Here is a 19,293-nt window from a genome sequence, read left to right on the forward strand (position 1 = left end):
AGCGCGCAACGCCTGCCTCAGGCGCGGCGCTCGCCGTCCGGGCCGGCAACCGGCGCCTTCATCGATTGCAGCACCTGGTCCGCATCGCTGCGCAACTCCTCGGCCAGCCCTGCGGCCAGGCCCAGGCGGCGCAGCAGCCATGGGCCCAGCTGGGCATCGAACGGGTCGGGCAGCGGCTCGGGCCCGGGCGAGGCGCGCGGAGGCATGCCGGCATCCGCCGCGGCGCGCGGCGCGGACAGGGCGTGGCCGATGGCCTCGGCCGTGGTAGCCAGCGGCGCCTGCAGGCGCTCGGGTTCCAGGTGTCCGCGGCGCAGCAGCAGCATGGTCTTGACGGCCGTGAGCTGCGCCAGCAACTGGTAGCAATGCACCTGCAGCCGCTCCAGCGGCTCGAGCGGCGGGCGCACGGCGCGCGGCTCCGACAGCGACCGCTGCGTGGCCTGCACCAGGGCCGAGAGACTGTCGTAGGCCTCGCGCCGCGCCAGCCGCCAGGCCAGCTCGGGCGCGTTGTCCACCGCCTGCAGTTGCCCCAGGGCCAGCGCCTCGCGCGCATGCAGCGCCTGGGCCGCCAGGGTGCGCGACACCAGGGCGGGAATCTGCGTGCGCTCCCATGACGGCAGCACATAGGAGAACGCCCAGGCCACGCCGGTGCCGATCAGGGTATCGGCCAGCCGCTCGAACAGCGCGAAGGCCGTGCTGCTGCCGGCATGCAGCATGTGCGACTGCACCAGCCCCAGCACCGTGGCCGCCACGGCGGTGATCAGGTAGCGCCGCACGGCAAAGCCATGGGCCACGGCCTGCGCCAGCGTGAGGCACACGATCAGGCCCAGCGCGGTGGGGTGCATGGACAGCAGCCCCAGCGCCAGCACGCAGCCCAGCAGCGTGCCGGCCACGCGGCTGTTGCGCCGCTCCAGCGTCTGCGCCAGGCTGCCGCGCAGCACCACCACGATGGTCAGCAAGATCCAGTAGGCGTGCGTGCCCCAGGGCAGCGCCAGCGCCACCGCATAGCCCACCCCCATGGCCAGCGCCGCGCGGATGGCGTGGCGCAGCGGCGGCGCATCCCAGCGCCACAGGCCGTTGAACGGGTGCCACGACCACGCGGTGGGGCTCACGAACATCTGCCAGTTCGCGCGCACCACGGCCAGGTTGGGCTCGGCCTCGCCACGGGCCAGGGCGATCATGCGCAGGGCCTCGTCGTTGATGTGGCCGATGCGGTCGGCCAGCCCGCGCGCCAGCAGGCGGGGCGACGGGGTGGCGCTGTCCGGCTCGGGCAGGGGCGCCGCTTCCCAGCGCAGCGCGGCCAGGTGGGGCCGGTGGTCGGCAAAGGCGGTGGGCATGCGGCCCATCAGCATGGCGTCGGCCAGGCGCTCCATTTCGTCGGCCACGTGGTGCAGCACGTCGCGCAGGCCGACCACCACGGGCGCATGGCCGGGGTGGGCTTTGAGCGTGTCCAGGTCCAGCTCGCAGGCCAGCAGGTGGTCGCGCATTTCCAGCACCAGCAGCAGCATGCCGGCCAGCCGCTGGCGGCGCGGCGTGCGGGGCGACTCCAGCACGATGTTGCGCGCGGCCTGCAACTGTTCGGCCAGGGCCGCCTGCCGGTGCAGCAACGCACCCGCCAAGGCGGGCGCGGGCGGCCCCTGCAGATCGACCGGCGTGAACTGCCGTGCCTGCACCCGCATGAGCGCAGCGAGCGCCAGCAGCGCATCGGCCACCGACTGCACGCGGTAGCGCGCATTGAGCGCATGGTTGGCCACCACCGAATACACCACGTACAAAGCCGCCCCGAGCGCGAAATGCCCGGTGGTGGCCAGCGCCGCCGCCAGCGGCTCCACGCCCTGGGTGGGCGGCACGGCCATGGAGAACACCATCGAGAACATCACGGCCACCGCGATCGGCACGCCGCGCTTGCCCCAGGCCATGGCCAGGAACGCGACGAAGCTGGCCGGCACGATCAGCAGCCCCAGGGCCAGCTCCGAAGGGTGCAGCATCTGCACCCCGAAAAAGAGCGGCACGCCCAGCAGCGGCGCCGGCAGCATCTGCCAGAACTTGCCGCGCGTGGGGCCGGGCAGATCGGGCGGCGCCGTGACGATGACCCCGACCGATGCCGAGGCGGCCGCCGCAGCGCCCAGCCACCCGTGCACCCCGGCCGAGATGAGCAGCAGGCCGAAGGCCACCGACAGGCCGTTGAAGACGTAGTGGCTCAGCGCCACGCGCAAGGCAGCCCGCAGGCGGTGTTCCGGAGAGATCCTCATAAGCCGGCAAGCGTACCGCAGCGCCGTGCGCCGCGGCGTCAGGCGGCGCCCCATTCGCGGGCCCGCCGGGTAACATCGGCCACCCCGTTGCCGCCCGGCCCGCCGCCCATGTCGCCACCCACCCCGTCGCCGTTTCACCACACCCGGACCCCTGCCCCGCGCCCCACTCCGTGGCCGGTCCTGCGGGGGCTCGCCGCGCTGTGCGCCGCGGCCCTGCTGTGCGGCTGCGCGGGGGTGACGGTGTCGTCGATGTCGCCGCGCGAATACCTGTCGCAGCGGCGCGGCGACGTGCTCACCAGCGGCCGGGTGAGCGAGGCCACCGAAGAGGTGCTGCGCGTGATCGGCAGCGATGCCGACACCTGCGCGGACGACCTGGCCGGCTGCCGCAACCAGCTGGCGGCCTCGGGCGGCATCAGCGAGGAGCAGCGCCTGTCGGCGCTGGCCGAGGTCTGGCTGCAGGTGGGTATCGAAGGCGAGCGCGACCGCAGTGCGCCGCTGCCGCCGGACGAGGCGCTCGATGCCTGGATGGAGTCGGCCCGCTACGCCTGGGCCTACCTGTTCTTCACGCAGCGCTCCCCCGGCGAGCGCGCGTTCGAGGACCGGCAGACGCAGGTGCGCGACTACTACAACTTCGCCACCCAGCGCGTGGTGTCCCTGCTGTTCCTGCGCTACCGGGCCGAAGGCGCCCGGTCGGACGAAGCACGCACCCTGGGCGCCTGGCGGATTTCGAGCGACGCCTCGGACCTGCGCCTGCCCAGCGACGCCCCGTTGCCCGAGGAGTTGATTCCGGCCACCACGCTGCGGTTCTCCGGCGTGCGCAACACCTACCGGCGCGACGGCTTCGGCACGGAACTGGTGGCCGCGTCCACGCCCGAGCCGGCCAACGCGCCAGCGCCCGCACCTTTCAAGGAAATGCCCTACCCCGCGGCCACGGCGCTGCTGCGGTTTCCCGGCAAGACGCTGGGCGAGGTGCTGCGCACGCAGGAAGTGCAGGTGGCGATCTACGACCCGTATCACACCGCGCGGGTGGAACTGGGCGGGCAGCAGGTGCCGCTGGCGGGCAACTTCACCGCCGGGTACGGCCTGTGGCTGGCCCGCTCGGGCTTTGCCACGCAGGCCATGCGCACGCTGCTGGGCTGGAGCGACCGGCTGGACGCGCCGCGCATCCACCTCATGCAGCCCTACGACCCCAACCGCCGCACCATCGTCATGCTGCACGGCCTGGCCAGCAGCCCCGAGGCGTGGATCAACGTCGCCAACGAGGTCCTGGGCGATGCGCAGTTGCGGGACGCCTACCAGGTGTGGCAGGTGTACTACCCCACCAATGCGCCGCTGGCCCTCAACCAGCACGACATCCGGGAGGCCCTGGTGCAGACGCTGGCGCACTTCGATCCCGCCGGTACGGCGCGCGCATCGCGCGACATCGTGCTGGTCGGGCACAGCATGGGCGGCGTGCTGGCACGGCTGCTGGTGTCGGAATCCGGCGACGCGCTGTGGAACTCGATCATCGGCCGCCCCGTGCTGCCCCCGCAAGACCAAGCCCGGCTGCGCGAGGACCTGGGGCCTTTCCTCGTGTTCCATCCCATGCCCCAGGTGGCCCGCGCCGTCTTCATCGCGGCGCCCCACCGGGGCACGCCGTTCGCGAACAAGACCCTCTCGCGCTGGCTGGCCAACATGGTGACGCTGCCGCTGGCCGTGCTGGAACGTTTCGGCGATGCGACCCGCATGCTGGCGAAAGCCCATGCCACGCAGCCTTCCTCGGAAGGGATTCCGCCGCGCCTGCCCAACAGCATCGACAACCTGGGCGACACCGACCCGTTCGTGCGCGCCGCCGCCGACCTGCCGATCAGCCCCCGCGTGCGATACCACTCCATCATGGGCCGCGAAGACCCGGGCGCACCGCTGGCGCAGTCGAGCGACGGCATCGTTCCCTACGGCAGCGCCCACTTGGAGGGCGCCGATTCGGAACTGGTGCTGACCTCGCACCACAGCGTGCAGGAGAACCCGCGCGCGATCCTGGAGATCCGCCGCATCCTGCGCGAGGCGCTCGCGGCAGAGCCGGTGCGCTAAACGCCGGCGCGGCGCAAGCCCTTGGCGCTCAGCGCTGCTGGGCCAGCCGCACCTCGTTCGTCCCTTGGGCGGCACCGCTTTGCGGCACCTGCTCGCCGCTGCGGTCGGTCACCTCGGTCAGGCGCGCGGCGAGCTGCTCGGGCACATCGGGCCCGATGCCCAGATGCAGCCCCTGGGTGAGCGTGACGTGCGCCGCCTCGAAGGTGCCAGCGCCCGCGCACAGGATGGTGCGCGTGGGCGCGCTCTCGTGCGCCAGCACCAGCATGGCCGGCACCACGGCCTCGGGCTTGAGCGCGGCCAGCACCTCCTCGGGCATCAGGCCCTCGGTCATGCGGGTGGCGGCGGTGGGCGCGAGCGCATTCACGTGGATGCCGTGCTTGGCCCCTTCGATGGCAAGGGTCTGCATCAGCCCGACCTGCGCCAGCTTGGCGGCGCCGTAGTTGGCCTGGCCGAAGTTGCCGTACAGGCCGGTGGACGAAGTCGTCATCACGATGCGGCCGTATTGCTGCGCGACCATGTGCGCCCACACGGCCTTGCAGCAGTGGGCCGCGCCCATCAGGTGCACATCCACCACGAGCCGGAAATCGTCCATGTCCATCTTGCCGAACGACTTGTCGCGCAGGATGCCGGCGTTGTTGACCAGGATGTCCACGCGGCCCCAGACATCGACAGCCTGCTGCACCATGCCCTGCACGGCCGCGAAGTCGGTCACCGAGGCGCCGTTGGCCAGCGCCTCGCCACCGGCCGCGCGGATCTCGTCCACCACGGCCTGCGCCGCGCCCACCGCCGCGCCGCTGCCGTCCACCGCGCCGCCCAGGTCATTGACCAGCACCCTCGCGCCCCGCGCCGCCAGCGCCAATGCATGCTGGCGGCCCAGGCCGCCGCCCGCGCCCGTCACGATGGCCACGCGGCCCTTGAAATCGATTGCCATTGCGTTCTCTCTCCTGTGGGCCCGGCGGGCCCGTGGTGGTTTTCGGGAAGCGGCCGCGCAATGTGCTGCAATCGGCCCAGCACGAATTCTGATCGAGCCCCACCCGCATGGCCATGCCTCACCGTCCCGATGACGACATCACCCTTCGCAAGCTGCACATCCTGCGGGTCTTCCTGGAGGCCGGCAACCTCGCGCGGGCGGCGGCGAGCCTGGACATCAGCGCGGTCAGCGTGCACCGCGCCTTGCACTCGCTGGAAGACGCGCTGCGCTGCCCCCTGTTCCGCCACGAAGGCCGCCACCTGCACCCCACCGAGGCCGCGCACCACCTGGCCGAAGTCGCGCGCGAGCTGCTGGGCACACTGGCCGAGGGCATCCGCTCCACGCGGGCGGTGGCCGGGTATTCGTCCGACCGCATCCGCATCGGCTCGCTCTATTCGCTGACCAGCCGCGCGGTGCCCACCATCGTGATGGGCATGAAAAAGCGCCTGCCCGAGCTGCAGACCGAACTGGTGCTGGGCTCGGACGCCGACCTGCGGCAAAAGCTGCGCAACGGCGCCATTGACGCCGCACTGATGGGGTCGTCCGGCGACATGCCCGACCTCGAGTGCGAGCCCCTGTTCGAGGACGACATCCACTTCGCCGCGCCAACCGACTCGCCCTACCCGCCCGACGAGCCCATCGACCTGGCCGCCTGCGCCGGCGAGCGCTTCGTCAGCCTCACGGAAGGCTTCGTGACCTACCAGGGGTTCATGGAAACGTTCCGCGTGGCCGGCTTCACGCCCGACATCGTGATGCACACCGAAGACATCTTCTCGCTGATGAACCTGGTGGGCGGCGGGGTGGGCTGCACGCTGCTGCCCGGGCGGGTGCGCGGCGTGCTGCCGCCCAACGTGCGGCTCATCGCGCTGCAGCCGCGCTACCGCATGCGCCAGACCATCGCGCTGCACTTCCTGCGCACCCGCGAGCGCGACCCCAACCTGCTCGCCCTGCTGGCGGTGTGCCGCACCGCCAAGGCGGCGCTGTCCTGAGCCACCTCGGCTGCCGCCTGCGGCCACCCTACGGGGTAACCCTGGATCGTTTCAATTAGCGTAAGTGTCGGCACGCCGCTGGCATTGATCCGCACCGCCCGGCTGCGTATCGTCCCCTGCAAGAACAAAGCCCCGCATCCATGAGCACAGCCACCGGCATGTGCCGCCGCGGGGCGCCACGGACAGGAGACAAATTCAATGACTTCCCACTGGATATCCATCTGCGCGCTCGCCAGCATGTTCGTCATCGCCACCGTGCTGCCCATCAACATGGGCGTCATCGCCTTCGTCGGGGCCTTCCTCGTTGGCACGCTCGTGGCCGGCATGAACGCCAAGGCCATCATGGCGGGCTTTCCGGCCGACCTGTTCCTGACGCTGGTGGGCATCACCTACCTGTTCGCGCTGGCGCAGAACAACGGCACGATCGACTGGCTGGTCAAGCTGGCGGTGCGCGCGGTGCGCGGGCGCATCGCGGCGATCCCGTGGATCATGTTCTTCATCGCCGCGGCGCTCACGGGCGTGGGGGCCGTCAGCCCGGCGGCGGTCGCGATCATCGCGCCGATCGCACTGGGCTTCGCGGCCAAGTACGGCATCAACCCGCTGATGATGGGCCTGCTGGTCATCCACGGCGCGCAGGGCGGCGGCTTCTCGCCGATCAGCATCTACGGCGGCATCACCAACAAGATCGTGGCCACTGCCGGCCTGCCGCTGAACCCCATCGCCACCATGGCGGCCAGCCTCGCGGTGAACCTGTCCGTCGCGGCCATCCTGTTCGTGGCGATGGGGGGCCTCAAGCTGGCCCGCCACCGCGCCGAGGGCAACCCTGCGCGCTTCGACCTGCCGCAGGTCACGCACGGCCAGGGGGGCGCCCAGGTCTATGGCGATGCCGAGGGCGATTCGCTGGCCGAGGAGCGCCGCACGGCCGCCCAGACCGGCGACTCGCTCCTGAACGCCGCTCCGTCCGCCCAGGAAGCGCAGGGCGCGCGCTGGTATCAAGCGGCCACCGTCATCGGGCTGCTGACCCTGGCCGTGCTGACCCTGTTCTTCAAGCAGGACATCGGCTTCGTCTCCATCACCATCGGCCTGCTGCTCACGCTGATGGCGCCCAACCTGCAAAAGCGCGCGCTGGGCCAGGTGTCGTGGCCCGAGATCATGCTGATCGTGGGCGTCAGCACCTTCGTGGGTGTGATGGACAAGATGGGCACCATCGACTTCGTGGGCCACAGCGTGGCCGCGCTCACCTCGCCGCTGATGGCGGCGCTGCTGCTGTGCTTCGTCGGCGCGGTGATCTCGGCCTTCGCCTCGTCCACGGCGGTGCTGGGCTCGCTGATCCCGCTGGCCGTGCCGTTCCTGCAGGGCGGCGGCTCGGGCGATGCCGGCGTGGGCGCGGTGGGGTTCATCGCGGCCATGGCCGTGTCGTCCACCATCGTCGATGTGAGCCCCTTCTCCACCAACGGCGCCCTGGTGCTGGCCAATGCGCGCGGCGTGAACCGCGAGGTGTTCTTCCGTCAGCTCATGGTGTACGGCGCGGCTGTCACACTGATCGCACCCGTGGTGGTGTGGCTGCTGTTCGTGGTGCTCTGACCGGCCGCCATCACCCGCCCTTCCCTCTTCCAACCCAACCCTACCTCCCATGAACCCCAGAGACTGGAACACCCGCGCGGACCGCCGCGCCGCCCGGCTCGCGCGGGCCGACCGCGCGCTGGCTGCGCACGGCATGCCGCTGGCCGGCAAACGGGTCGATGCCGCCGCCATCGGCACGCTGCTCGAAGCCGTGCTGGAGCCCGGCGACCGCGTATGCCTCGAAGGCAACAACCAGAAGCAGGCCGACTTCCTGGCCGATGCGCTGGTGCAGGTCGATCCGGCGCGCGTGCACCACCTGCACATGGTGCAGTCGGTGCTGGCGCTGCCGCAGCACCTGGACGTGTTCGAGAACGGCATCGCCTCGCGGCTCGATTTCAGCTTCTCGGGCCCGCAGAGCGCGCGCATCGCGCGGCTGGTGTCGGCCGGGCGCATCGAGGTCGGCGCCATCCACACCTACCTGGAGCTGTTCGCGCGCTACTTCATCGACCTCACGCCGCAGGTCGCGCTGATCGCCGCGCAGGCGGCCGATGCCGAGGGAAACCTCTACACCGGCCCCAACACCGAGGACACGCCCGCCATCGTGGAGGCCACGGCCTTCTCGGGCGGCATCGTGATCGCGCAGGTCAACGAGATGGTGGACGGCCGCACCACCACGCTGCCGCGCGTGGACATCCCGGCCGGCTGGGTGAGCTTCGTGGTGCAGGCCCCGCGCCCGCACTTCATCGAGCCGCTGTTCACGCGCGATCCGGCGCAGATCAGCGAGATCCAGGTGCTCATGGCCATGATGGCGATCAAGGGCATCTACGGCGAGTACGGCGTGCAGCGCCTGAACCACGGCATCGGCTTCGACACCGCCGCCATCGAACTGCTGCTGCCCACCTACGGCGAGTCGCTGGGCCTCAAGGGCAAGATCGCCCGGCACTGGGCGCTCAACCCGCACCCCGCGCTGATCCCGGCCATCGAGGCGGGCTGGGTGGAGTCGGTGCACTCCTTCGGCTCCGAGCTGGGCATGGAGGACTACATCCGCGCGCGCTCGGACGTGTTCTTCACCGGGCCGGACGGCAGCCTGCGCAGCAACCGCGCCTTCTGCCAGGCCGCGGGCCACTATGCCTGCGACCTGTTCATCGGCTCCACCCTGCAGATCGACCTGGACGGCAACAGCTCCACCGCCACGCTGGGGCGCATCGCGGGCTTCGGCGGCGCGCCCAACATGGGAGCCGACGCACGCGGCCGGCGCCACGCCAGCCCCGCCTGGCTCAAGGCCGGCGAACAGGCGCGGGCGGGCCGCCGCGGCGCGGCCGGCACGCCGCGCGGGCAAAAGCTCGTGGTGCAGATGGTGGAGACCTTCCGCGAGCACATGCAGCCCGCGTTCGTGGAGCGGCTCGACGCCTGGACGCTGCAGGAGCAGGCCGGCATGGCGCTGCCGCCCATCATGATCTACGGCGACGACGTGACCCACATCCTCACCGAGGAAGGCATTGCCAACCTGCTGCTGTGCCGCAGCGACGAAGAGCGCGAGCAGGCCATCCGCGGCGTGGCGGGCTACACCGCGGTGGGCCTGGCCCGCGACCGGCGCGCGGTGGAGAACCTGCGCGACCGCGGCATCATCCGCCGCCCGCAGGACCTGGGCATCGATCCGCGCGACGCCACGCGCAACCTGCTGGCCGCGCGCAGCATGCGCGACCTCGTTCGCGCCTCGGGCGGGCTGTACCAGCCGCCCAAACGATTCCGGAACTGGTAGCAGGAGGCACCCCATGAGCGACATTCCCGCAGGGCTCGAAACCCTGGACTTTTCCTTCCCCGGCGGCCGCGCCGCCGGCCCCTTCGCCCCCGTGCTGGTCGGCGTGGTGGGCTCCGGCAACCTCGAAGTGCTGCTGGAGCCCGACAGCGGCGCCGGCTGCTCGGTGCGCGTGGAGACCTCGGCGCGCGGCTTCGGCCCGATCTGGCAGGCGGTGCTGGACGACTTCCATGCGCGCCACGCCTTGGCCGGCGTGCGCATCGCCATCAACGACATGGGCGCCACGCCCGCCGTGGTGGGCCTGCGGCTCGACCAGGCCGTGGCCGAACTGCCGGGAGCGCGGCCATGACCTTGAGCTACGCGGAATGCAGCGCGCGCGAGCGCCTGGCCCACCTGCTGGATGCCGGCAGCTTCCATGAGTGGCTGCCGCCGTCCGAGCGCGTGACCAGCCCGCACCTGGCGCAACTGGGCGTGCCCTCGGCCTTCGACGACGGCGTGGCCGTCGGCCGCGCCACGCTGGGCGGGCAACCCATCTTCGTGGCCGCGCAGGAGGGCGAGTTCATGGGCGGCGGCGTGGGCGAGGTGCACGGCGCCAAGCTGGTGGGCCTGCTGCGGCGCGCGCTGCGCGACCGGCCCACGGCCGTGCTGCTGCTGGCCGAGTCCGGCGGCGTGCGGCTGCACGAGGCCAACGCCGGGCTGATCGCCGTCTCGGAGGTCATGCGCGCTTTGCTGGACGTGCGCGCCGCCGGCATCCCGGTGGTGGTGGTGATCGGCGGCGCCAACGGCTGCTTCGGCGGCATGGGCATCGTGGCGCGCTGCGCAGACCACGTGGTGATGAGCGACATGGGCCGACTTGCCATGTCGGGCCCCGAGGTGATCGAGGCCTCGCACGGCGTGGAGGAATACGACGCGCGCGACCGCGCCCTGGTGTGGCGCACCAGCGGCGGCAAGCACCGCTGGCTCACGGGCGACTGCGACGCGCTGGTGGAAGACGACGTGGCCGCCTTCCGGTCCGCTGCCATCGCCGCGCTCGGGGCCGCGCGGCCCGTCACGCTGGCGGCACTGGAGGCCGAGCATGCGCTGCTGGCCGCCCGCATGGCCGCGCTGGACCACCTGCCGGACGATGCCCCCGCCGACGACGCCACCGCGCTGTGGCAGGCCCTGGGCGTGGCCGATGCCGCCCGCGTGCCAGAGCTGGACGTGGCGGCGGTGCAGGGCCTGCGCCCGGCCTGAACCCGCAGCAACGAACGAGAAGGAAGGAACCGACATGCAATGGAACACCCTGGCCGAACGGCTCTTCGGCGCGCAGCACGGCATCGTGGCCGATGGCGACCTGCTCTCGGGCACGCCGACCTTCGACGGCCAGCCCCTGGCCGTGATCGGCACCACAAACCATGCGCCCATCGGCGTGCGGCTGGCGCTGGCACAGGCCCGCGCGGTGCTGGACACCGTGGCGCATCACCCCGGCCGCGCCATCCTGCTGCTCATCGACACGCAGGGCCAGCAACTGCGCCGGCGCGACGAACTGCTGGGCATCAACCGCGCCATGGCGCACCTGGGGATGTCCATTGACCTCGCGCGCCGGCACGGCCACCGCGTGGTCGGGCTGGTCTATGACCAGGCGCTCTCGGGCGGCTTCATCACCTCGGGCCTGATCGCCGATGCCTGCTACGCGCTGCCCGAAGCGGAGATCCGCGTGATGCGCATTCCCGCCATGGCGCGCGTGACCAAGCTGCCCGAGGCCCGGCTCACCGAGCTGTCGCAGTCCAACCCCGTGTTCGCCCCGGGCGTGGACAACTACGTGGCCATGGGCGGCGTGCGCGCGCTGTGGGAAGGCGACCTGGCCGCCGCGCTGCGCGAGGCCCTGGCCCACACGCCCACGGACGACGTGCGGGCCCGGGATGGCGCCGCGCGCGGTGGCCGCCGACTCGCCGCCGGGGTGACGCAGCGCGTGCTGGATGCCGCCTGACGACGCAGCCCCCCATGCCAACGCCCATGGCCACCGCCCTGCCCCTGCAGCGCCACCAGCTCGCCTGCCTGTCCGACGCCGGCTGGCAGCGCCAGCTCGCCCGGCCCTGGGACGGCGAGGCCCGCGAATGCCTGGACCACTGGGCCGCGCGGCGCCTGCCGCTCGTGGTGACCACCCAGCCGACCGGCCCGGACGGCAGCATCGCGCTGGGCCTGCCGGCCCCAGGCCGCTGGGCTCGGCGCCGCCTGGCGCTGTGCGTGGCGCGCGAAGACATCCTCTACTTCGATGCCTTTCCCCCCGCCCTGCAGGCCCAGCCGCTGATGCCCACCGGATCGAAGGCCGCCTGGGGCCGCCTGTGCAACGCGCTGCAGGCCTGCGGCGTGGCCGCCCGCATCTACGGCAGCCACGGCTGGCAGCTCCTCACCGGGCTGGACCACCTGCGCAGCGGCTCCGACGCCGATCTGTGCATCGGCGTGGCCAGTCCCGCACAGGCCGATGCCGTCGCCAGCTGCCTGCTCGCCTTTCCGAAAGCGCAGCCCCGGCTGGACGGGGAACTGCTGTTCGCCAACGGCGCCGCCGTGGCCTGGCGCGAATGGAGCGCCTGGCGCGCGGGCCGCGGCAAGGCCGTGCTGGTCAAGCGCCTGGCCGGCGCGGCGCTGGAGCGTGCGCCGTTCTGGCCGGCCCCGCAGGCGGCGGAGGAACCGGCCGCCGAGGAGCCGGTGCCATGACCGCCATCGCACGGCGCATGCCCATGGCAGTGTCGCTCTGCGGACCGAGCCCGCACACCATCGGCCGCGCCGCCACGCTGTCGCTCTACGACGAACTGGCCCTCTCGCCCAAGCCCGGGCTGGTGACCCTCACCGACACCGGCAGCCACACCGACATGGATGCCCGCACCTTCGTGCGCAGCCTGTTCGCGCTGCGCGGCTATTTCGTGCGCATCGCAGCGCTGGGCCATGCCGGCGAAGGGTTCCCGGCGCTGGAGCGCTGCGGCATCGAGGCCGAGGCCCGCATGGCAGCGGCCACCGGCGGCGTCAACACCCACCGGGGCGCGATCTTCACGCTGGGCCTGCTGTGCGCAGCGGCGGGGGCCCTGGCGCGCAAGGACACGCCCATGCAGCCCGCCGCGCTGCGCGATGCGCTGCGCCGCCACTGGGGCGCGGCGCTGGCCGAGCGCGCCGAACGCACGCTGCGCGCGCCGCGGCTGCCCGGCGGCATCGCCGCGGCGCGCCACGGCCTGCGCGGCGCGGCGCAGGAGGCGGCGCTCGGCTTTCCCGTGCTGTTCGACACCGCGGTGCCTGCGCTGCGCCACGCGCTCGCCCGCGGGCTCGGCGTGCAGCAGGCGCGCGTGGACACGCTGTTTTCCGTGATGGCCGTGCTGGACGACAGCAACCTCGCGCACCGGGGCGGCCTGGAAGGCCTGCGCCACGCCCAGGCCTGCGCGCGGGGCTTTCTGACCGCGGGCGGCGCCGGGCGGCCCGGCGGCCTGGAGGCCGCCCACGCCATCGGCCGTGATTTCGTCGCGCGGCGCCTGTCACCCGGCGGTTCGGCCGACCTGCTGGCCGCCGCCTGCTGGGTGGTGCGCATGGCGCCGCCGGCGAGCCGCGCGCCATGAGCTACGCCCTGGTGTTCTCGGGCCAGGGCATGCAGCACCCCGGCATGCTGCCCTGGCTGGCCGACGGTGCCCCGGTGCGCGCGGTGAACGAACGCCTCGGCGTGCGCGACTGGCGCGCCGCGCTGCAGGACGCCGATTGGGCCGCGCGCAATGCCCACGCCCAGGTGCTGCTCACCGGCCTCGCCCTGGCCGCATGGGACGCCCTGGCCCCGCTGCTGCCCGCGCCGGCCGCCATCGCGGGCTACAGCGTGGGCGAGCTGGCCGCCTTCAGTGCGGCCGGCGTGTTCGATGCCGGCACGGCGCTGTCGCTCGCACAGGCGCGCGCCGAGGCCATGGACCGCTGCGCCGCCGGCCACCCCGGCGGCCTGATCGGCCTGAGCCGCATGGCGCCGGCCGCCATCGACGCCCTGGTGCGCGACACCGGCCTGGCCGTGGCGATCAGGAACGGCCCGGACAGCGTGGTGCTGGGCGGCGCGCTGGCCGCGCTGGACCGCGCCGAAGCGCTGGCCGCCGCACAAGGCGGCCACTGCACGCGCCTGCGCGTGGGCGTGGCCTCGCACACGCCGGCCCTGCAGCCGGCGGCCGATGCCTTGCGCCAGCGGCTGGAGGGCACGGCCTTCGCCCGCCCGCGCACGGCGCTGTTCAGCAACGCGGCCGACCGCATCGCCAGCGTGCCGCAGGCCCGCGAGGCGCTGGCGGCGCAGATCGCCCGCACCGTGCGCTGGGACGAGTGCATGGACAACCTGCACGCGCGCGGCGTGCGCTGCGTGGTCGAGGTGGGCCCCGGCCAGGCGCTGGCCAAGATGTGGAACGCGCGCTACCCCGGCGTGCCGGCCCGCGCCTGCGACGAATTCCGCAGCGCACTGGCGCTGGCCGCATGGGTGGGCAGCCACGGGCTCTCCTGATTCCCTGGACGCCGCGAACAGGCGCCCTGCAAACACATTGGCAGCTTTTGCGAACGCGTTGTCGCAGCAGCACCCGGCACCGCACCTAAGCTGGTGGCCCCTTCTTCCTCGATGGCGACGGTACCGCCGGGAAACACGCCCATGCTCACGCTCCACCACTGCCTCAGCGCACGCTCTTTTCGCCCCCTGTGGATGCTGGAGGAACTGAATGCGCCGTATGCGCTGCAGGTCCTGCCCTTCCCCCCGCGCGTGCATGCGCGCGCTTTCCTGAACGAGAACCCGCTGGGCACCGTGCCGCTGCTGGTCGATGGCGATACCCGCATGACCGAATCCGCTGCCATGTGCCAGTACCTGTGCGCACGCCACGCACCCACTCCACTGCAGGTCGAAGCGGGCGAGCGCGATTTCGGCCGCTATCTCAACGACCTGCATTTCGGCGAAGCCACGCTCACCTTCCCTCAGACCCTGGTACTGCGCTACCGGTATTTCGAGCCGGCAGAACGCCGCAGCCCCCAGGTGGCCGACGACTACGCCCGCTGGTTCCTGGCGCGGCTGCGCACGCTGGAACCCCGGCTGGCGCAGCAGCCCTACCTGTGCGCGGAGCGCTTCACGTCGGCGGATGTGTCGGTGGGCTATGCGCTGCTGCTGGCCGAGCACCTGAAGCTGGCGGCCGCGTTCCCGCCCGCCGTGGCGGCCTACTGGACCCGCCTGCGCGAGCGGCCCGCATTCGGCCGGGCCATGGCGGCGCAGGAGGCGGCGGCACGCGCGCAAGGGGTGCAGCTCACGCCATCGCCCGACCTGCGGCCCTGAGCCGGTCAAAAACAGGGATTCAGAACGGCTGGCGCATGAAGTCGGCCATGCGCTCGGCCGTGTCGGCGCTGCCACGGCGGGCCTTTGCCGCCTGGCGCTGCGCTCGCGCCCAGATGCCGGCCCGGGCAAAGTCGGGTAAGGTGCTCTTCAGTACAGCGGTTTGCAACCCGTTGCCACCGCCCCACCGTCCGGACCCTGCACATGCCGCAGCGCCCCTCGGTCAAATCGCTATCCATTCAATCGCTGCCCGCGCCATATCCATGAGCGCAGCCAGCATTTTTCACTGCAAAGGAAACTCCCATGAAAGCCATCTGGAACGGCGTGACCGTCGCCGAGAGCGACAACACCGTGCTGATCGAGGGAAACCATTACTTCCCCGAGAGCGCGCTGAAGCAGGAATATTTCACCTTCAGCAACCACAAGACCATGTGCCCCTGGAAGGGCCAGGCCACCTACCGGTCGCTGCTGGTCAACGGCGAACTCAATCCCGACGCCGTCTGGACCTATGCCGATCCCAAGCCCGAAGCCGAGTCGATCCGCGGCCACTTCGCGTTCTGGAAAGGCGTCAAGGTCGGCGCCTGAGCACGCACCCTCGGGTTATCCCTGCCCGCACTGGACAATCATGTGGATAACCCGGGACAACGCCTGTATGGGCGCGCCAAGTCGTTGATTTTTCAGGGAAACCGATGCAGTGCCTCATTTTTTGGCACTGGGTTGCCCACAGGCCTGTGGTTATCCCTGGCACCGCTGGACAATCATGTGGATAACTCGGGACAAGCCCTGTATGGCGGCGCCAAGTCGTTGATTCTTAAAGGATACCGCTCGACTGCCTTCTTTTTAGGCAATCCAGGCCGGGCCGTGTGCCAGCCAATAGATGCTATAAAATTCATAGCTATACGCCCTAGTCTTTATTGCGGTGGAGGCCTTTTTTATCCTGCCCCTCCGCTGGCCCATTTTTGTTGCCGCTTGCCATGAGTGACCCTTCTCCGACTCCCTTTTTCACCGCCCGCATCGGCGACGACGGCACCCAGTGCGACGCCTGGCCCGAGCAGCCCTTGCTGCTGTCGCTGGAGCAAGGCGGCATCGACTGGCCCAGTTCCTGCCGCAACGGCACCTGCCGCACCTGCATCGGCATGCTGGCCGAAGGCGAAGTGCGCTACGCCATCGAGTGGCCCGGCCTGTCCCCCGAAGAGCGTGCCGAGGGCTGCGTGCTGCCCTGCGTGGCCTACCCGGTGAGCGACGTGCGGCTGCAAGCGCCCGGCATCTGAAGCCGGCTGAAATGATCTGAACGCGCGCCCGCCCCGCGCGCAGGCCGGGCTGGCACCCTTGCTGGGGCCCACGTTCCTCGCCCAGAATCCTCCGACATTCATTGCAATGAAGGGAGGGACACCATGAACGCCAACGACCATCCGTCGGCAACAAAGGCCGAAAAGGCCGCGACGGCCACCAACGCGCCGCAGGGCGCCGACCAGGCCCCCACGCGCGAGGCCATCCTGGCTGAATGCATCGCCGCGGACGCGCAATGGGCCACGCAGCCCGGCCGCAACCTCGTGCTGCTGTTCGACGGCACCGGCAACATCCTGGGCAACCAGCAGGACACCAACGTGGTGAAGCTGCTGCGCATCCTAGGCAAGGGCCGGGACGCATCGGGCAGCGGGCCCACGCAACTGGTCTATTACGACCCCGGCGTGGGCACCACCAACGAATTCCCGGCGGACGGGGTCGTATCGAGGGCCAAAAACAAGCTGCGGCAACTGGCCGGGCTGGCACTGGGCAACGGCGTGTTCCCCAACATCGCCGAGGCCTACAAGTTCCTCGTGCACACCTACCGGCCGGGCGACCGCATCTACCTGTTCGGCTTCTCGCGCGGCGCGTTCACCGCGCGGGCAGTGGCCGGCATGATCAACATGTACGGCCTCATCCACACCGAGGGCCTGCCGCTCATCGACAGCCTGGTGCGCACCTATTTCGCGCCGATCAACCGAAAGAACCAGGCCGGCACCAAGAGCCGCGAGGCCTTCGCGCGCGACGTGATCGACAACTTCTCGCTCGGCCGCACGCCGCTCGTGCACTTCGTGGGCGTGTGGGACACGGTGGAGGCCATCGGCCTCGGGCTGCTGGGCGGCATCAAGATCACCAACTCCGCCAAATTCGCCCGCAAGCGCTTCGCCCATGTGCGCCATGCCATGTCGCTGTACGAATCGCGCAGCAAGTATTCGCCCCGCCGCTACGACGATCCACATTTCACGGATAAGGATCGGCCCTGGCGCAGCTACGACCAGCGCTGGTTCCGCGGCGTGCACAGCGACGTGGGTGGCTCGTACGCGCGCGACGGGCTGTCCAACCTCACGCTGAAATGGATGGTGGACGAGGCCTTGGCCCAAGGCCTGCGCGTGGACCGGGGGCAGTTGCAGCCCGGCGACCCGCTCACGGCCATGCACGACCAGGCCTACGACTGCCCTTATTGGGTCTGGACCGGGCTCAGCGCGCGCGAGCGCTTTCCCAGCGACTTCATCGACCCCACGGCCCGCCCGGTGGACGGCGCCGTGCCCGCCAACACCGTGCCGCGCACGCAGCCCTGGCGCTGGCTGGGCGTGGCGCTGGCGATCATCACGGCCGTGCTGTTCGCCATCACGTTCCAGGCCGGCCAGGCCGCCTGCGATCTGGGGGCCGCGCCGGGGTGGGTGCAGGGCCTGCCCTCCAGCTTTCAGGTGTCGGCGCACTGGCATGCCGGCTGGGGCGTGGTCTGCGGCGGCACCGACGGCGTGCGCCGCGCCATCGCCTGGGACTGGGCCTTGCTTGCGAGCTACGCCCTGTGGCTGGCCTATCCGGTGGCCTGGTCCCTGCGGCGGCTGGTCGCGCGGGCCGTGCCGCCGGGCCGGGCGCAGGGCTGGCTCTACCGCCATGCGCACTGGGCGATGGGCGCGCTGGTGCTGTCGGACATCGCGGAAAACTACGCCACGCTGCACATGCACCACCCGAACTGGCCCACCGTGCTGACGGTGGCCAGCAGCATCAAGCTGCTGTCCCTGCTGCTGCTGGCGTGGGTGATGGTGGCGGGTGCCCTGGCCGGGCGCGAGGGCAGCCGGACGCGGCCCGCCTCGCCCGCGCCCCAACTGCACTAAAATCGCCGCCTTTGGGGCGCAGAGCGCTCCCGCACCGTGCGGCCAGCGCCGCACCGCCCGCTCTTTGGAGGCGGCCCTGCCCGGGCCGCGACCGGATCAGCGTGCGGTGCACGCCACCCGCGCGGCCCACCGAAAGCCCAGCCCTCCATGAACACCCCCCTGACCCCTGCGCCGATCTCGCCGGTGCAAGACATCGTGGCCGAGATGCGCGCCGGGCGCATCGTCATCCTCGTGGACGAGGAAGACCGCGAGAACGAAGGCGACCTGGTCCTGGCCGCCGACCACGTCACCCCCGAGGCCATCAACTTCATGGCGCGCTTCGGCCGCGGACTGATCTGCCTGACCCTCACCCGCGAACGCTGCGAACGGCTGAACCTGGCGCCGATGGTGGCGCGCAACGGCACCAAGATGGGCACGGCGTTCACCGCCTCCATCGAGGCGGCGGAAGGCGTGACCACCGGCATCTCGGCGGCCGACCGCGCCCGCACCGTGCAGGCCGCCGTGGCGCCGAACGCCGTGGCCGCCGACCTGGTGCAGCCCGGCCACATCTTCCCGCTGCAGGCGGTGGACGGCGGCGTGCTGATGCGCGCCGGCCACACCGAAGCCGGCTGCGATCTGGCCGCCATGGCCGGCTGCAGCGCCAGCGCCGTGATCTGCGAGGTCATGAAGGACGACGGCACCATGGCCCGCCTGCCCGATCTGCAAACCTTCGCCGCCGAGCACGGCCTCAAGATCGGCACCATCGCCGACCTGATCGAATACCGCAGCCGCAACGAATCGCTGGTGCGCAAGGTGGGCACGCGCGCGCTGCAGACCGCCTTCGGCGAATTCACCGCCCATGCCTTCCGCGACGAGCCCAGCCAGGCCGTGCACCTGGCGCTCGTCAAGGGCCAGTGGGGCCCGGACGACAGCGTGCCGGTGCGCGTGCACGAGCCCCTGTCGGTGCTGGACGCGCTGGAAGTCAACCGCTCCATGCACTCCTGGGGCCTGGACAGCAGCTTGCAATACATCGCAGCCCAGGGCCAGGGCGTGGCCGTGCTGCTCAACTGCGGCGAAAGCGCCGACCAGCTGCTGGAGCAGTTCGAAGGCCGCGCCCGCTCGGCCCACGCGCCCGAACGAGGCCGCATGGACCTGCGCACCTACGGCGTGGGCGCACAGATCCTGCGCGAATGCGGCGTGCACAGGATGCAACTGATGGGCCCGCCGCGCCGCATGCCCAGCATGGCGGGCTACGGCCTCGAGATCACCGGATACCTTCCCAAGGAATAA

18 protein-coding genes are annotated in these 19,293 nt (G+C 71.4%); 15 read left to right on the forward strand and 3 right to left on the reverse strand.

Annotated elements, in window-relative coordinates:
- Nucleotides 1–17: 17 nt before the first annotated feature.
- Nucleotides 18–2,249, reverse strand: a complete 2,232-nt coding sequence (locus tag M5C98_RS14465; protein ID WP_272548136.1) for an FUSC family protein — start codon at nucleotides 2,247–2,249, stop codon at nucleotides 18–20.
- A 108-nt stretch (nucleotides 2,250–2,357) separates the two neighbouring features.
- On the opposite strand from M5C98_RS14465, the gene M5C98_RS14470 reads away from it, so the two are divergent.
- Nucleotides 2,358–4,319 (forward strand): esterase/lipase family protein, encoded by a 1,962-nt coding sequence (locus M5C98_RS14470; RefSeq protein WP_272548137.1) that lies wholly within the window; start codon nucleotides 2,358–2,360, stop codon nucleotides 4,317–4,319.
- Between the two features lie 28 nt (nucleotides 4,320–4,347).
- Here M5C98_RS14470 and M5C98_RS14475 read toward each other — a convergent pair whose 3' ends face one another.
- Nucleotides 4,348–5,250: an SDR family NAD(P)-dependent oxidoreductase gene (locus tag M5C98_RS14475; protein WP_272548138.1), complete on the reverse strand. Its 903-nt coding sequence runs from the start codon at nucleotides 5,248–5,250 to the stop codon at nucleotides 4,348–4,350.
- A 113-nt stretch (nucleotides 5,251–5,363) separates the two neighbouring features.
- Here M5C98_RS14475 and M5C98_RS14480 point away from each other — a divergent pair, with 113 nt between their 5' ends.
- The 10 genes from M5C98_RS14480 (at nucleotide 5,364) to M5C98_RS14525 (ending at nucleotide 14,899) form a co-directional block, all read left to right on the forward strand.
- On the forward strand, nucleotides 5,364–6,278 hold the full coding sequence (locus M5C98_RS14480; RefSeq protein ID WP_272553290.1) for a LysR substrate-binding domain-containing protein: 915 nt from the start codon (nucleotides 5,364–5,366) through the stop codon (nucleotides 6,276–6,278).
- A gap of 198 nt (nucleotides 6,279–6,476) precedes the next feature.
- Nucleotides 6,477–7,862, forward strand: a complete 1,386-nt coding sequence (locus M5C98_RS14485; RefSeq protein ID WP_272548139.1) for an SLC13 family permease — start codon at nucleotides 6,477–6,479, stop codon at nucleotides 7,860–7,862.
- 49 nt (nucleotides 7,863–7,911) lie between these two features.
- Nucleotides 7,912–9,603, forward strand: a complete 1,692-nt coding sequence (gene mdcA, locus M5C98_RS14490; RefSeq protein WP_272548140.1) for a malonate decarboxylase subunit alpha — start codon at nucleotides 7,912–7,914, stop codon at nucleotides 9,601–9,603.
- 13 nt (nucleotides 9,604–9,616) lie between these two features.
- A complete protein-coding gene (mdcC, locus tag M5C98_RS14495) occupies nucleotides 9,617–9,949 on the forward strand; it encodes a malonate decarboxylase acyl carrier protein (RefSeq protein WP_272548142.1) in 333 nt (110 codons plus the stop codon).
- The gene (locus M5C98_RS14500; protein WP_272548143.1) at nucleotides 9,946–10,833 is read left to right on the forward strand and encodes a biotin-independent malonate decarboxylase subunit beta; all 888 of its coding nucleotides are present in this window, start codon (nucleotides 9,946–9,948) and stop codon (nucleotides 10,831–10,833) included. The genes mdcC and M5C98_RS14500 overlap by 4 nt, the downstream gene beginning before the upstream one ends.
- 34 nt (nucleotides 10,834–10,867) lie before the next feature.
- Nucleotides 10,868–11,569: a biotin-independent malonate decarboxylase subunit gamma gene (locus M5C98_RS14505; protein ID WP_272548144.1), complete on the forward strand. Its 702-nt coding sequence runs from the start codon at nucleotides 10,868–10,870 to the stop codon at nucleotides 11,567–11,569.
- A gap of 14 nt (nucleotides 11,570–11,583) precedes the next feature.
- Nucleotides 11,584–12,297 carry a malonate decarboxylase holo-[acyl-carrier-protein] synthase gene (mdcG, locus tag M5C98_RS14510; RefSeq protein ID WP_272548145.1) on the forward strand — a complete coding sequence of 238 codons (714 nt, stop codon included), beginning with the start codon at nucleotides 11,584–11,586 and terminating at the stop codon, nucleotides 12,295–12,297.
- Nucleotides 12,294–13,184, forward strand: a complete 891-nt coding sequence (gene mdcB, locus M5C98_RS14515) for a triphosphoribosyl-dephospho-CoA synthase MdcB (protein ID WP_336298476.1) — start codon at nucleotides 12,294–12,296, stop codon at nucleotides 13,182–13,184. The genes mdcG and mdcB overlap by 4 nt, the downstream gene beginning before the upstream one ends.
- Complete coding sequence (locus tag M5C98_RS14520; protein WP_272548146.1) at nucleotides 13,181–14,089, forward strand: ACP S-malonyltransferase; 909 nt, start codon at nucleotides 13,181–13,183, stop codon at nucleotides 14,087–14,089. Before mdcB ends, M5C98_RS14520 begins: the two co-directional genes overlap by 4 nt.
- Before the next feature lie 141 nt (nucleotides 14,090–14,230).
- Nucleotides 14,231–14,899 carry a glutathione S-transferase family protein gene (locus M5C98_RS14525; protein ID WP_272548148.1) on the forward strand — a complete coding sequence of 223 codons (669 nt, stop codon included), beginning with the start codon at nucleotides 14,231–14,233 and terminating at the stop codon, nucleotides 14,897–14,899.
- 19 nt (nucleotides 14,900–14,918) lie between these two features.
- Here the strand turns inward: M5C98_RS14525 and M5C98_RS14530 are convergent, their stop codons facing one another.
- On the reverse strand, nucleotides 14,919–15,065 hold the full coding sequence (locus M5C98_RS14530; protein WP_272548149.1) for a hypothetical protein: 147 nt from the start codon (nucleotides 15,063–15,065) through the stop codon (nucleotides 14,919–14,921).
- A 134-nt stretch (nucleotides 15,066–15,199) separates the two neighbouring features.
- On the opposite strand from M5C98_RS14530, the gene M5C98_RS14535 reads away from it, so the two are divergent.
- The 4 genes from M5C98_RS14535 to ribBA all read left to right on the forward strand — a co-directional run bounded on the left by M5C98_RS14535 (nucleotide 15,200) and on the right by ribBA (nucleotide 19,293).
- The gene (locus tag M5C98_RS14535; RefSeq protein ID WP_272548150.1) at nucleotides 15,200–15,481 is read left to right on the forward strand and encodes a DUF427 domain-containing protein; all 282 of its coding nucleotides are present in this window, start codon (nucleotides 15,200–15,202) and stop codon (nucleotides 15,479–15,481) included.
- 389 nt (nucleotides 15,482–15,870) lie between these two features.
- Nucleotides 15,871–16,167: a 2Fe-2S iron-sulfur cluster-binding protein gene (locus tag M5C98_RS14540; protein WP_272548151.1), complete on the forward strand. Its 297-nt coding sequence runs from the start codon at nucleotides 15,871–15,873 to the stop codon at nucleotides 16,165–16,167.
- Between the two features lie 123 nt (nucleotides 16,168–16,290).
- Nucleotides 16,291–18,024: a DUF2235 domain-containing protein gene (locus M5C98_RS14545; RefSeq protein ID WP_272548152.1), complete on the forward strand. Its 1,734-nt coding sequence runs from the start codon at nucleotides 16,291–16,293 to the stop codon at nucleotides 18,022–18,024.
- A 147-nt stretch (nucleotides 18,025–18,171) separates the two neighbouring features.
- Complete coding sequence (gene ribBA / locus M5C98_RS14550; protein WP_272548153.1) at nucleotides 18,172–19,293, forward strand: bifunctional 3,4-dihydroxy-2-butanone-4-phosphate synthase/GTP cyclohydrolase II; 1,122 nt, start codon at nucleotides 18,172–18,174, stop codon at nucleotides 19,291–19,293.

Origin of the sequence: Acidovorax sp. NCPPB 3576 (assembly GCF_028473605.1) — a bacterium.
In the GTDB taxonomy this organism is placed as follows: domain Bacteria; phylum Pseudomonadota; class Gammaproteobacteria; order Burkholderiales; family Burkholderiaceae_C; genus Paracidovorax.

Excerpts from the sequence above, each read along its gene's own strand:
- ribBA (WP_272548153.1), top strand. The coding sequence starts at position 18,172 with ATGAACACCCCCCTGACCCCTGCGCCGATCTCGCCGGTGCAAGACATC.
- M5C98_RS14475 (WP_272548138.1), bottom strand. The coding sequence starts at position 5,250 with ATGGCAATCGATTTCAAGGGCCGCGTGGCCATCGTGACGGGCGCGGGC.
- mdcC (WP_272548142.1), top strand. The coding sequence starts at position 9,617 with ATGAGCGACATTCCCGCAGGGCTCGAAACCCTGGACTTTTCCTTCCCC.
- M5C98_RS14470 (WP_272548137.1), top strand. The coding sequence starts at position 2,358 with ATGTCGCCACCCACCCCGTCGCCGTTTCACCACACCCGGACCCCTGCC.
- M5C98_RS14525 (WP_272548148.1), top strand. The coding sequence starts at position 14,231 with ATGCTCACGCTCCACCACTGCCTCAGCGCACGCTCTTTTCGCCCCCTG.
- M5C98_RS14535 (WP_272548150.1), top strand. The coding sequence starts at position 15,200 with ATGAAAGCCATCTGGAACGGCGTGACCGTCGCCGAGAGCGACAACACC.
- M5C98_RS14540 (WP_272548151.1), top strand. The coding sequence starts at position 15,871 with ATGAGTGACCCTTCTCCGACTCCCTTTTTCACCGCCCGCATCGGCGAC.
- M5C98_RS14520 (WP_272548146.1), top strand. The coding sequence starts at position 13,181 with ATGAGCTACGCCCTGGTGTTCTCGGGCCAGGGCATGCAGCACCCCGGC.
- M5C98_RS14500 (WP_272548143.1), top strand. The coding sequence starts at position 9,946 with ATGACCTTGAGCTACGCGGAATGCAGCGCGCGCGAGCGCCTGGCCCAC.
- M5C98_RS14485 (WP_272548139.1), top strand. The coding sequence starts at position 6,477 with ATGACTTCCCACTGGATATCCATCTGCGCGCTCGCCAGCATGTTCGTC.
- mdcB (WP_336298476.1), top strand. The coding sequence starts at position 12,294 with ATGACCGCCATCGCACGGCGCATGCCCATGGCAGTGTCGCTCTGCGGA.
- M5C98_RS14480 (WP_272553290.1), top strand. The coding sequence starts at position 5,364 with ATGCCTCACCGTCCCGATGACGACATCACCCTTCGCAAGCTGCACATC.
- M5C98_RS14465 (WP_272548136.1), bottom strand. The coding sequence starts at position 2,249 with ATGAGGATCTCTCCGGAACACCGCCTGCGGGCTGCCTTGCGCGTGGCG.
- M5C98_RS14505 (WP_272548144.1), top strand. The coding sequence starts at position 10,868 with ATGCAATGGAACACCCTGGCCGAACGGCTCTTCGGCGCGCAGCACGGC.
- mdcG (WP_272548145.1), top strand. The coding sequence starts at position 11,584 with ATGCCAACGCCCATGGCCACCGCCCTGCCCCTGCAGCGCCACCAGCTC.
- mdcA (WP_272548140.1), top strand. The coding sequence starts at position 7,912 with ATGAACCCCAGAGACTGGAACACCCGCGCGGACCGCCGCGCCGCCCGG.
- M5C98_RS14545 (WP_272548152.1), top strand. The coding sequence starts at position 16,291 with ATGAACGCCAACGACCATCCGTCGGCAACAAAGGCCGAAAAGGCCGCG.